Raw genomic sequence first — 13,832 nt, forward strand, 5'->3', positions numbered from 1 at the left:
TTAACGGGAAATCTAGCGCCTGCTTCCTTTCGTTTTCCGCTTTATTTCACTTTTAACGGGAAATCTAGCGCCTGCTTGCTCTCGTTTTCCGCTTTATCTCACTGTTAACGGGAAATCTAGCGCCTGCTTCCTTTCGTTTTCCGCTTTATTTCACTTTTAACGGGAAATCTAGCGCCTGCTTCCTTTCGTTTTCCGCTTTATCTCACTGTTCACGGGAAATCTAGCGCCTACTTCCTTTCGTTTTCCGCTTTATTTCACTGTTAACGGGAAATCTGCTCTCTGTTTCATTGAGTTTCCATTTAAAGTTGAAACTCAGCAAAATATTGTTTAAAATCCCAGCTGGAAATATGGTGATCTATAACTTGAGTAAAAAACACCCTTAAGTTTTATTTTCCCCTTGCGCCCTCCGTTACGTCATATGCTAATCTAACATTATGATGATGCGGGGATGAATAATATGGAAAATAAGGAACCTAAATTTACGATTGGTGAATTTGGAAAACGGGCAAAAATATCGGTTAGAACATTACGTTTTTATGAGGAATTAGGTTTATTGGTACCAGAACAGCAAAATAGTGCAGGCCACAGATTGTATGGATTAGCTGAATTAATGAAACTCCAGAAGATTCAGGCATTAAAATTTATAGGTTATTCGCTACAGGAAATAAAAAATATCATGGAGAATGAGAATGAGACAAATGCTCTTTCTCAATTGGAAAAGTATTTACCATTACAACACAAGCTTCTGTTAGAAAAACGCAATGAATTGAACCGCGCCATTGAAGCAATAGAGCGAGTACAATATATTATGAAAGATGGAAAGCCGATTACATGGACAGTTCTAAGTTCTCTCCTGTTTCAGATTGAACACGAAGAAGATCAGATAGAGTGGGTCAAAGAATATTTTTCGGATGATATCGCCAATCAATTTTTCGCCCTTCCCAAAGAGCAGAGACAACAAATGGATGTGGAAATGTTAGAATGGCTGGCAAAGGTAAAAGATTTGATGAATAGAGGGGTTTCTCCTCAATCACCCGAAGCTTTTCATCTGATCATTGAAGTGACTGAAATGGCAACTAAGCATATTGATAATAAAGAAGAACTAGCAGAACAGCTTGAAAAAGCACAAGAATTACTAGATCCAGATATGGCTGACTTTAAGTTTCCTACTTTCCTGACAGTGGAAGAAGAAGCATATTTACTGGAAATAGGAGAAGCGATGGAAGCATTATATGGGGAAGATGAAGAATGATAGAAATGCCTTTCGAGGTGCTTGTATATGACAGATTTGTTGACCAGTAAAAACCGAAGAAATAACCCGCACCTCTGTATGCAGGTATACATCAATTCTATCAGCAATATAGGCAAAGCTCTCTTTTATGCCACTTTCCTTACATTGTGAGAGCTTTACCTGTATAATCCTGTAAGTAACAATAGATGGATGATCTAAGCAAATAAAAAATCCTGGATTTAACATCATCTTATGCAGAATAAGCCTTAATCCCTCTCATTCAGTCTAGTTGATGAAACACTTTCAAAATATTTCAATAATGCACTATGGTCCTTCTTGGCTTCCCCGCTGTTTATCAGTTCTTGAATAAATTCAGTTACCATTGTAGTTAATGGCATTTCCATATCTAATGATTTGGCAGTTTCCAATACATTGTCTAAATCTTTTTTGTGTAATTCAAGGGTAAATCCTGGTTTGAAATTTTCTTCTATCATGAGCGGGAATTTACTATTCAAAGCGTTGCTCCCCGCAAGTCCTGTATGGATTGCCTCATATATGCTTTGCGGGTTAACTTCACTTTTGGCTCCTAGTAGAAAGGCTTCTGAAATCACTGCTATATTCACGGCAACGATTGACTGGTTTACTAGTTTTGCTACATTTCCGCTACCAACATCCCCTACTAGTTTTACATTGCTTCCCATTGCAGACAAGAGATCAAAGTATTCGGTGAAATCTCCCTGTTCAGCTCCGACCATTATAGCTAATGTCCCATCAATCGCTCCTTGTTCTCCACCACTGACTGGGGCATCCATCATGCGGATACCATCTTTGTTGAGAGCAACAGCTATTTCCTTTGTTATGACGGGAGAAATGGAACTCATGTCGATTAATATTTTTCCGTGTGATAAACCATGTATTGCCCCATTGTCTCCAAAAAGCACTTCCTGAACATCAGGACCGTTCGGCAACATTGTAATAACTACATCCGCTTTTTCGGCGACTTCCTTTGGTGAAGCAGCGGCTTCTGCTCCCTCCTTGGCCAATTCCTGAACAGATGCCTGACTTCTGTTATAGACAACCAGATCGTAATTATTTTTTATAACATTTCTTGCCATTGGTTTCCCCATAATGCCAAGTCCAATAAAACCAATCCTTTTCATTTCATCACTCCTCATCCATTTATTTGCGAGATATCTGGCTACCCTTTCACAGAACCTAACATCACGCCTTTAGCAAAATGCTTCTGTAAAAACGGGTAAACAACTAATATAGGTAACATGGACAAAATAATCGAAGCCATTCGAATTGTCTCAGATGGAGGCTGAGTAGAGTCACCGGAAACAGCCCCCCTTGATGCAGCTCCAATCGTTTCAGAATCAATAACCAGTGACTTTACCAAAACCTGCAATGTCCATTTTTCTGAATCCGTTAGATATACGAGAGCCTGGAAATATTGATTCCAATGGCCTACAGCGAAGAACAGAGTAAAAGCGGCAATAACAGGCATACTTAGCGGTAATATTATTTTCAAGAAAACCCCTAATTCATTGCATCCGTCCATAATTGCTGCTTCTTCCAGCTCATCAGGTAAATTATCGATAAAACTTTTTACTACTATTAAACTCCATGCATTTGTTAAATTAGGAAGGATCAAGGCCCATAAAGAATTAAGCAGTCCCAATTCTTTTACAAGCAAATAATTGGGTACAATTCCAGCACTAAAAACGAGTGTAAAGATGACACATCCCATGATAAATTTCATACCAGGCACTTTTCTTTTTGTTAAAGCGTATGCCATCGTTAATGTAAATGCCAGATTTAAAATAGTCCCTACTACTGTTATAAAAGTTGTACTTGTTAATGCATTCATAAAGCTTGCAGTAGACAATATATATTCATAGGATGCTAAAGACCAATTTTCAGGAAAAAGGTATAGCTTTAAAGGGATATAGGAATCTGGATCAGTAAAAGAAACACTGAGTACATATATAAATGGAAATAAACTAATCACAGCGATTACCACAAGTAATGAGTAATTGATCCAATCACTAACTGATAATCTCTTTTTATAGACAAAGCTCAATCTTGTAACCTCCTTAACATCATTTAATATAATCCTTCATAACCGAACCTTTTCACTATTCGATTCGCAGCTACAACCAAAATCAAACCTACAATTCCTTTAAACATCCCAACGGTGACACCAACACTGATTTGACCACGCAATATACCCTGTGTATAGGCATAAGTGTCAAATACTTCAGCCACATCGCGAACGACTGGGCTGTACATAAGCAGGACCTGTTCAAATCCTACATCCATCATGCTGCCAAGACGAAGAATTAATAGAATGATAATGGTCGGTCTTATCGCAGGAAGAGTTATATGCCAGATCTGTCTCAATCTGTTTGCACCATCTATTACAGCCGCTTCATACCTTTGAGGATCTACTCCCGCAATTGCTGCAAGAAAAATAATTGTACCCCAGCCTGCATCCTTCCAGATACTTTGAAGTGTTAATAAAATCCAGAAAAGTTTTGGTTCTGACATTAGAGCTATTTGATCCATCCCTAATTGGTTCAATAACTTATTCAATACTCCGACATCTGCTGATAACATAAAATACGTCATACTTACTACAACAACCCATGAGAGAAAATGCGGCAAATATACAATCGACTGGTTTACTCGTTTAAACACTTCATGTCTAACTTCATTAAGCATTAAGGCAAGGATAATCGGAAGCGGAAAGTAAAATACAAGACTAAAAATATTTATCAATAAAGTGTTTCTAAACATCATATAAAACTGGTCACTTGAGAATAAATCAGTAAAATTTTTAAAACCAACCCATTCACTACCTAATATTCCCTGGAAAGGATTGTACTCTTGGAAAGATAAGATTAATCCCCACATCGGAATAAATTTAAAGATAATCAAGAATAAGAAACCTGGTAATACTAAAAGATAGATATATCGATATCTTATTAATTTCTTAAACATAGCATTTGATTTAGATGATGATGCTAGCTTTTGTTTTTCAACTCCGACTCTATTCATCCAGTTTTCTCCTTTCTATAGAAAAATTAAATGGATAACCTAAATGATTTTTGACGGCTATCCATTTAATTTATAAGTGCAAATTCGTTTCAACTAATGGTTATTATTCCTCTAACATAGACGTATTGAGTTTATTCTGAATCCAATGAAAGCTCACGTTCTTTATATGGCTCATAGGATGCAGCAAATTCTTCAAATGCTTGTTTAATTTCTGGATCATTACGTAACTCTTCTACATATGCTTTGAATTCCTCCATTGATATGTCTCCAACAATGGCTTGTGTTACTTTACTGTCAAATTCGCTCTGATAATTAGGCCAAACATTTACCCAAGTAGAGGAATACAACCAATCAAACGGATTCTGTTTTCCTAACTCTTCATACCCTTTTACTTCCTCCTGTTTTGCGAGATTCTCTTCTTTTGAAACTCCAGGATAATGTACCTCTGCCCACTTCTTATATGCCGGGGTAAATGGTTGCATAGATGTTGTATTAATTTGCTCTGTTCCTAGATCATTTAATACCTTCATACCATCTTTCACTTCATGGTGCACACCTTCTACTCCGTAATAAGCAAGTTCTGTCATCTCTTCACTGGCTGTCTTTTCAAAATACTGAAGTATTTTCATTACTTTTTCCTCTGGAACCTTTTTCGATATATAAAATGCTCCACTAGAGCCGGTTGCTAATAGTGCTGTGTGGCCTCCTGGTCCTTCTAAAGGCGGTAATGTCATTAACTCACCCTCTGGCTGAACCTTTTTGATATCCTCTGTCCAAGGAAAATCTCTGTAAATACTGTATGTGTAACTTGCCAATCTGCCTGAGCGGAGCATATCCTGTTTTTGGAAACCATTTAACCCTGAGAATTCCTCAGCTATAAGCCCTTCCTCATATAGCCCATTTAACCATTCCACCATGTCAGTATATTGAGGTGTCAGGATATCTTTAATCATTCCACCCTCTTCATTATAGGTTGGTGTCGCAGCTCCAAATGCAATCATCAGCGGACCATTAACACCCTCTGCTATACCAATTGTTCCTTGTCCGCTTGGATCATTATCAGCAATTACAGATAAAGCCTCTTTATATTCTTCTAACGTTGTTGGTATTGGAATATCATATTTTTCAAGCCAATCCTTTCTCATCTTGATCCCCGGCTCAATTAAAGCTCTTGACCTAGGCACACCCCAAATCTGCCCATCCCTTGTGACATAATCCCATACACCTGGAGTCAGATTATTTTTTAAATTAGGAAACTCGGAAAAGTCACCAAGAAAAGGAGCTAAATCCCAAAAAGCACCCTGGTCAATTGATTGAAGTAACGTTGGCTTTGTGAAATCTATTTGCCAGATAACCTCGGGGATATCTCCTGATGCTAATACAAGATCAAATCGCGTATCATATTCAGCATCTGGCACCCATATCATCTCTAATTCAGCCTTTGTTTCTTCCTGCAGTGTGGAAAAGAACTCATTATCCATATCAGGCACTTCAGAAAATAATCCTGCCATCATTTCAAACTGTAATGGACCATCCTCTTCACTTTTTTCCGTATTATTGCTATTCTCCTGATTATCATTACTTGTTTCTTCTTCACTTGCACAACCTGTCAGTATAAAAACGAATAAACTAATAAATAATCCATATAATAAGTTCTTTTTAATTGAAATACTCAAAATGTTCCCCTCCTAAAGGTTTCATGTTTTTAGTATAAGTGCCTCATAACTATCCAATTGATCAAGCTTTATCAGCAGCTGATTATTTTGTTTTTCATAGGAAATTCTACTTTCATTAACTAAACTATTAACATGTTTCACTTCTTCGAGGTTTAAGCACAGGTCAATTTCACTCACCGTAATATGCTCATGATACGTAGTTCCATTGAATCCAGAGAGATTTAATAATTGCAGAATATAATTTTTGTTATCATATTTGTGTAAGAATATCTCTACACTCTCAGGAGCATTTGATTCAATAATGTAACCCCTTCCAATAATTTGGTCCATTACATCCGCTAAGATCCTTTTGTGGTCTTCATATCCATACTGATAGTACAGATAGCCAATATTCCATGGAAGATACACGTTGATGTTGTCGTTTTTCTCATGCCAACCCATCCCATAATGCCCATTTTTTTGATGGCCACCAACTCGTTCTGGAGGGCCAAACCGAGATGTTTTTATATATGGCAGGAATGACCTGACAGTATTATCAAATACTACTGTAGTAAAATTCCCATCGAGAAAAATCCAGTCACGCTGTAAAAAACTTGGAAAGATCTTTTTATCCATTACTTCCAGATAATCTGCACGGGTTTTCGATTTTATTCCTTGATAATGACCACCAAAAACCTCATGAAGCATATTCTGGTTTGGGACATCACTTGTGAATGATTGCCCTGTTGCAATGAGATGAACTCCTTTAATCTGGGCGCTTTGTATCATCTCCCATTCCTTTTCATTCAGACTTTTCATATTAGGAAAGAGGATAAGCTTATATTTTTCCAAAGGCTGTAATGGATCTGCCAGATTATCCTGTTTTAAAACGTCAAATATAATATGCTCTTCCTTTAACATTTTGTAAATGCCAAGGTATTCCTTTGCTGTACTATGTTCATTAGGCTTAATGAGAAGTACATCTGCTACAGAGGTGAAATTCCCAAAATATTGCTGATTTTTCTCATGAAATGCAAATACTTCTTTAACAGCCTCAAGATTATTTCGATCAGGATAGTCGTCAAATACACCTATAATACAGAAATCCAGCCCTGATCCGCTTGCTATACTCTCGTACAATCTGATTTTCACCTCATGTTTGGAGACACCAACAAATCGGTAAAAAATATCGACTGCATTAATGACACAGTTGCTTATTAACTTATCTCTCCAAGTATTTTCAATTGACTGGACATTTTCTGAAGCAGAGTACATCCATTTGGGATACGGTCTGTCTACTGCAGTATTTGATTCATTACGGACAATATCCACCTTATGATCAGCATATGTGGAGATCGCTATGTTTTTATTTTTCGTTTTCACAAAATCATGAATGCGTTCAAGCATTTCTTTTGTTGTGATACGCTTAAATGTAAGGTAGTCTTGATAAACCTTGTCTTCTGGATTCTCATCAACTGGCAAGTCATGACCAAACATTGCTTGGAACCTTTCCTGACAGTTGTGACAATGGCAGATTCCAAAATAGTTATTGCTGTAATCTCTTGTCTGGTAACCAAACATGTTGAAAAATATGCCATCAACAGGATAGTGATCGATAACTTCTTCTATTATTTTTAATGAATATTCTTGCTGGTAATACCCATTGACACAGGTATGAACCATTTGATTATAATTTACTATTTCAGCATCTTTTGATTGATAAAACCAATCGGGATGTTTCAAATAAATGGTTTCATGTGCCTTACTGAAATCAAATCTTGCGATAAACTTGATGTCATTTTCGCGGCATTTTCGTACCGCTTCTCGGATCAGATCTTTTTTTAGATATGGTGATTGATAATGATACGCTAATTTCGTTGGATAAAAGGCCTCTATTCCCCCAGTATTTAACATAAGGGTGTTTGCCGATAAATCCTTCAGCTGTTGAATTAGAAGATCCACATCTAAATCTGCATTTACTTCACTGATATTGGTTTGTATAAGTCTCAGTTGATTTTCTGACCACCAATTCATGTGACTCACCTCCCAATAAATATTAGAAGCTCCGCTTTCCAGCTTCGTTGTACAGGTATAGCATAGCATTTGCCTAGCAACAGTGTAAGCGCTAACTTTTTTATGTTTATTCAGATTTTTTTGGATATAGGGCCAAAAAAGAAGCAGTTTGCACCAGTGCTTCTCAGTGGGAGAAACTGCAAACTGCTATACCACCAGAGGTTTAACAGATAATTAAAGTTACTGCTTAAAAGATACTTTTTTGTTGCTTCTTAAACTGCCCAGGTGTTAATCCTGTCATTTTCTTAAATAACTCACTAAAATAACGATGATTTAAATAACCGACTTCTTCACTAACTTCTGCTATGCTCTTTCCTTCTTTCAGCTTTAATTTCGCCTTATCAATTCTGATTTTTGTTATATATTTAATATAGGATAATCCGACTTCCTCTTTAAAAAGAATGCTGAAGTATGAAGGATTCATCTTCACGATTGAAGCTACCTTCTCAAGCGATATATCATTTGAATAGTTTTTATCAATATAGGTACATGCTTTCTGAACAGAAATATGTTTTTGCTTACTCCGTAATTCTTTTAACCAATTAAGCATCTCCTTGAAGTGATACTTTAGCCACTTTTCAATCGCTTCTAACGAATGAAAATTTTCTAATTCAACATATGGTACAAAATTTTCTTTTTTCCACCTGTATTCTATACCTGTTTCTTTCATTACCTCTAATCCTAAAAAAATCAGCTTTAAACACTCTTGTTTCACGACATCTGGTGATACATTATTTTGCTTTATATCTTTTAAATAATCTTCCAAAAGTGCATCTATTCTTTCACTATCAGCAGATCTGATGCTGAATATTATGTTTTGTTCTAAAGTTGTTAACGTATCAGATATTTTATGACTAAAATTTAATTCAGCAAAAGCTGTAACTCCGCCTTTTTCCAGGAATTCTCCCATCTTAAAGGCTTCATGCGCTTCTACATATGTTCTTCTGATCTTGAGAGGATTTCTATATGTGGAACCTATTCCTATTACAGTATTTAAATCGGCTAGAGCTGTTAAGAAATCTGTTAGTTGATCAGAATCTCCATACTGAAGCCAGATAATAACAGATGTCTCTCCGTCATTTACTAGGAAAATCTCCATATCCAGAATACTTCTAAATGAACGAATAATCTTCTTTACTTCAACAAAACTATTTGATCGAAATACTCCAACAGTGACTGCAGTAATTTCTGCTGCTTTTATACCTGCCACATCATTCCACTGTTGCTCTGTTAACTTAGTTTGATTTAATAGATCTATCATTTTTTTCTCTGTAATAAGACTTTGGGAGTCCTGCCACTTTTGTTTTAAATCCTTTATTTCATTCTCTGTTTGTATTTTTTTCCATGCCTTGTCGAGACATCCTTCCAGCCTCTCGATGGATATCGGTTTTTCCAAGTAGTCAATAACATCCAGTTGTATTGCTTTTTTATAGTAATCTATCTCATCAAATCCGCTCATAATAATGTAATAAGAGGATGACTCTATTTCATTTAATTTCTCTAACAAAGCGAAGCCATCCAGACCAGGCATACGTATATCTGTTAGGACGAGGTCAGGCTGTTGCTTCTTTATCAATTCTAATGCAGTTATACCATTCGTAGCTGTTCCAACCAGCGTTAACCCCCATCGATTCCAATCTATTAGACTTTGAACGGCATCAAGTACAATAACCTCATCATCACAGATAACTACTTTAATCATTTTCATTTACCTCCTGAACCAGTGGTATTCTAATCGTTACTGTCGTGCCTTTGCCGAGTTCACTTTCAAAATCCAAGGAGCTGTTTTTTCCGTATAAAAGTAACAAACGTTCTTTTACATTTTTAATCCCATATCCCTTTTGTATCAGATTGGTATTCTCCATTCCTATTCCATTATCCTCAATTATAAAAATCATTTGATCATATTCCATATAACCTGTTAATCTAACATAACCTTCTCCCATTTTTGCTTCTAAACCATGATAATAGGCATTTTCCACAAAAGGTTGCAGAATTAATTTTAATATCAGCTTATTTTTCATTTCTGGTTGGACATTTTCGATATAGTTCAATCTATTACCATAACGTATGGACTGAATGGAACAATAATGTTTAATATGATCTAATTCTTCCTGAACAGTAAGGAATTCTTTGCCTCTATTTAAGCTTAGTTTAAAACTTTCGGATAAAGAAATGGTAATGTTTGCAATCTCCTTCATATTATTCTTTATCGCCATCCAGTAAATTGTGGAAAGTGTGTTGTACAAAAAGTGTGGTTTAATTTGGGCTTGTAATGCTCTTAATTCTGACTCTTTCTCTTTTAATCTTGAATGTAGCAGCTTTTCATTTAAATCAATATTATTTTTGACTAATTTTTGAATTTGTCCTCCAATATTTCCAACCTCATCATCAGCAAAACTGTTTAATGTATGTTCATACTGGTTGATATTCATAACCATTTTTTTTAGTTTTTTTAACGGATGAAGAATAGTATCAGACAGATAAATAGATATAAAGACTGCCATGATGGCCATTATTCCTGCAAAGGTAAAGGTAATGCCTCCAATTTTGTTCGAATCCTTTAATAAATAATCTTGATTAACTAAATGGATATAAGACCAGCCTGTGATCGGATTTGTATAACTGCTGCCTAAGAATCCGTTATTCTCTAATGCTTCTAATTGGGAAGTTTCTATATTATTTATTACCATGTCAGAGAGTTCCTTGTTTTGCTTGTTGATATAAATTGGAACAGGTGTTGCAGGAACGTTACGATCCACTATCATAAAAGTACTTTCACCATAGTTTACGGATATGGCATCAAACATCTCTTTGCTCAAGTTAATAACAAGTACACCCAATGGATCTTTATATAAATTGCTTGGATTTCGCAATAACTTGACTGAAGAGAAACTATTTTCACTTCCAGTTAAGATATTTTTAGTCAAAAATATTTCTTTTCCCATCGCATGTTTTGCACGCTGGTACCAATCTTTTGTTTTAATCTCCTGAACATTATTAAAAAAATATGCTCCTTTTCTGGATATACCATAGCAATAGGACTTATCCTCGACATCAAATAGACATACAGAATCGATATACTTCGTATTCAGGGTATATTGGGAAAGGATGTCATTTAATATAATTGCCGTTTTATAATAGTCAGTGGAACCACTTTCTACTAGCAAAAGTTCGTTTCTAATTTCTTCATTTGATAAGATTAGTCTATGTAAATTTATCACACTCTCATATGTAAGCTCAGACATTTCACTGGAAGTTCTTAAGAGATCCTGATAACTTTGAACATGATTATTCACGATTGTTTCTTTCGATATATGGTAGGAAACAGCACCTAATAAGAACATAGAAGGAATAGATAACAAGATTAGAGCAACCCAAAAGCGGGTTCTTAACTTTTTAATTCTCGGTTTCCTAATAAATTTCTTACGCATATAACCCAACCCCCCTGCACTGATTATTTCATTGCTAACTTTATTATTAATCAAATCATAGCAAACGCTTACATTTGTTTAATACAATATACTATTATATTTATAAGTCAATGGATAATTGCTCTTTTTCTTATTGATTATTTGAAAACAGGAAAAAACGCTCCTACAAATCGTAGCAGCGTTCATACTTTCTATCAACTAAGCCCGAATCCACTTCCAAATCTCCTGTGGCGTAGCATTTTTTCCATACATCAAAATACCTGTCTTAAAAATCTTACCGGCAAGTTTCATAAAGATCCAGATGCTTATTACTAAAATAACAAGTGAAATGATGATTTCAACCCACGGCCAAGTGTCCAGCATGGAAAGTCTTAACAGTAATACTCCTGGTGCGGTAAAAGGAACATAGGATCCAATTTGTGCAGTTAGACCGCTTGGATCACTCACTACTGGGCCAATAAAGAGAAATGGCAGGAAGGGCAGCATCATGACAAGTCCCTGGAAGTTGCCTGCTGATGACATATCCGCCATCGTAGCTCCAACACCGACAAAAAGGGCTGCGTACAGAAAATATCCCAATACAGCTATGGCAATATATAAGAGAAGCTCAGGAACCAGCAGATATTCGAATAAAGGAATATCCAAATTCCAAAGGGCGAACGGAATGCCAAATGCTAAAAACACAACAAGCTGCACCATTCCGAGTCCAAAGTAACCAATAATTTTTCCTTGCATCAATTCCCCCGGTGTTAGAGATGATAACATAATTTCAGCAACTTTATCTTTCTTCTCCTGGGAAGCACTTTGGAAAATATACATCCCTGAGAACACAATCGACAACAGGATAATTCCGCCAAATGCCCCAGGTACAATCCGTTTCAAAGTATCTTCATTCGAAAAAGTTCCTTCCTGCTCTCCTTCGCCAGCAGATTCACTGACAGCTGCTTCTTCGAAAATTAATCCTTGTGAAATAGCGGCAGTTTCTTCCTCTGTCAGACCTAATTGCTGAAGTTGTAATGTTTTTAGAGGAGTGGTTAATGCTTGCAATTGATTCATAAAATACGAATTCACATCATCGCTCGTATAAACAGGAAAGACGCCACTTTCCAGAGCAGAATCATCAAGCATGACATAAGCTGTATTCTCCATCCCCTCTATTTCTTCTGACATCACCGCTGCACTTTTATCCGTTGCTTCCAAGGCTATATTCAAGTCTAAAACTTCAGCAGTTTCATTAAGTGTATCCAGAACACCAAGCTGGTCATTGACAAGGACACGAGTTACTGCTTCTTCCCCTTCTGAACCTCCGAAAAGACTACCGATCAGCATAAATCCGATAAATAAAACTGGTGTTAAAAATATTCCGATCATGAATGATTTATTTTTCAAGTTTCTTTTCATTTCCCATTTCGCTACCTTTAATGAGTTACGCATTCGTCTCTGCCCCCTCTTTTAACATATTTTTATCTGTCGCAATATCAATAAAGATTTCATGCAGGGAGATACGGTCGATCGATAATTCTTTTACATCAATGTGGTCTGGTAAGTTCTTTAACCATGAAGCAACCTGGATATCTTTTGTTAAATACATGATCGTAGTATCGTCCCTCTGTTCCACCCGCTGCACATCAGGTAAACCTTCCATATCTTCCAGTCTATTCTCACCTTTAATGGTACATTTAAAATTCGCATACTCTTGTTTTACATCATCCATCTTGCCGTAAATCACCTTTTGTCCGCGATGAATGAGAAACAGACGATCACACATTTCTTCTACCAGATTCATCTGATGAGAGGATAATAGAATGGCAGTCCCATTTGCTGCCAGGTCCCTTATTTCCTGTTTAAACAACTCCTGGCTGACAGGATCCAGTCCTGAGAAAGGCTCATCCAGAATTAAAAACTCAGGTTCGTGAATGATGCTGGCAATAAACTGTACTTTTTGCCCCATTCCTTTTGACAACTCATCGATAGTCGTCTTTTCCTTTCCTTCTAATCCGAATTTTTTCAGATAGGCAAGTGCCCGTTCTCTCGCCTTTTTTATTGGGTAATCCTTTAATTCTGCTAAATAGAGAAGGATATCCATTACTTGCACATTTTGATAAAGTCCTCGTTCTTCAGGTAAATAGCCGATCTTGTTACGGGGAATTTGCTTACTCCCCAAGAATGTGACGGTGCCATCATCCGGGTACATAATCCCCATAATGTTACGGATAGTCGTAGATTTCCCAGCCCCATTCGGGCCAAGGATTGCCATAATCTCACCCTTGTTCACTTCAAAGGATATATCCTTAAGTATCTCTGTATTCTTGAACGATTTCTTTAGATGGCCTACTTTCAAAAAAACTTCCATTTCTATTCCTCCTTATTTGCTCTGTT

9 protein-coding genes and 1 pseudogene are annotated in these 13,832 nt (G+C 36.5%); 1 reads left to right on the top strand and 9 read right to left on the bottom strand.

All coding sequences use genetic code 11. The features are described from left to right. The first annotated feature begins 457 nt into the window (after window positions 1-457). Window positions 458-1,252 carry a MerR family transcriptional regulator gene (locus F9U64_RS11695; RefSeq protein WP_153403609.1) on the top strand — a complete coding sequence of 265 codons (795 nt, stop codon included), beginning with the start codon at window positions 458-460 and terminating at the stop codon, window positions 1,250-1,252. Window positions 1,253-1,497: 245 nt separating this feature from the next. Here F9U64_RS11695 and F9U64_RS11700 read toward each other — a convergent pair. The 9 genes and pseudogenes from F9U64_RS11700 to F9U64_RS11740 all read right to left on the bottom strand — a co-directional run. Next, window positions 1,498-2,409 (bottom strand): annotated as a pseudogene (locus F9U64_RS11700) (2-hydroxy-3-oxopropionate reductase); the annotation flags it as partial. A 20-nt stretch (window positions 2,410-2,429) separates the two neighbouring features. Continuing rightward, window positions 2,430-3,314 carry a carbohydrate ABC transporter permease gene (locus tag F9U64_RS11705; RefSeq protein ID WP_153403613.1) on the bottom strand — a complete coding sequence of 295 codons (885 nt, stop codon included), beginning with the start codon at window positions 3,312-3,314 and terminating at the stop codon, window positions 2,430-2,432. Between the two features lie 23 nt (window positions 3,315-3,337). Then, on the bottom strand, window positions 3,338-4,291 hold the full coding sequence (locus tag F9U64_RS11710; RefSeq protein ID WP_153403615.1) for an ABC transporter permease: 954 nt from the start codon (window positions 4,289-4,291) through the stop codon (window positions 3,338-3,340). A 131-nt stretch (window positions 4,292-4,422) separates the two neighbouring features. Beyond that, complete coding sequence (locus F9U64_RS11715; RefSeq protein WP_153403617.1) at window positions 4,423-5,967, bottom strand: extracellular solute-binding protein; 1,545 nt, start codon at window positions 5,965-5,967, stop codon at window positions 4,423-4,425. Window positions 5,968-5,988: 21 nt separating this feature from the next. Beyond that, window positions 5,989-7,980, bottom strand: a complete 1,992-nt coding sequence (locus tag F9U64_RS11720; RefSeq protein ID WP_153403619.1) for an alpha-amylase family protein — start codon at window positions 7,978-7,980, stop codon at window positions 5,989-5,991. Window positions 7,981-8,206: 226 nt separating this feature from the next. Next, window positions 8,207-9,721, bottom strand: coding sequence for a response regulator (locus tag F9U64_RS11725; protein WP_194287352.1), 1,515 nt, complete (start codon window positions 9,719-9,721; stop codon window positions 8,207-8,209). Continuing rightward, window positions 9,714-11,453: a cache domain-containing sensor histidine kinase gene (locus F9U64_RS11730; protein ID WP_153403623.1), complete on the bottom strand. Its 1,740-nt coding sequence runs from the start codon at window positions 11,451-11,453 to the stop codon at window positions 9,714-9,716. Before F9U64_RS11730 ends, F9U64_RS11725 begins: the two co-directional genes overlap by 8 nt. Before the next feature lie 198 nt (window positions 11,454-11,651). Continuing rightward, window positions 11,652-12,887: an ABC transporter permease gene (locus F9U64_RS11735; protein ID WP_153403625.1), complete on the bottom strand. Its 1,236-nt coding sequence runs from the start codon at window positions 12,885-12,887 to the stop codon at window positions 11,652-11,654. Then, entirely contained in the window at window positions 12,880-13,806 is a 927-nt protein-coding gene (locus F9U64_RS11740) for an ABC transporter ATP-binding protein (protein WP_153403627.1), read from the bottom strand. The genes F9U64_RS11735 and F9U64_RS11740 overlap by 8 nt, the downstream gene beginning before the upstream one ends. Between the last annotated feature and the right edge of the window lie 26 nt (window positions 13,807-13,832).

The organism is Gracilibacillus oryzae (genome assembly GCF_009498735.1).
Taxonomy (GTDB): Bacteria; Bacillota; Bacilli; order Bacillales; family Amphibacillaceae; genus Gracilibacillus; species Gracilibacillus oryzae.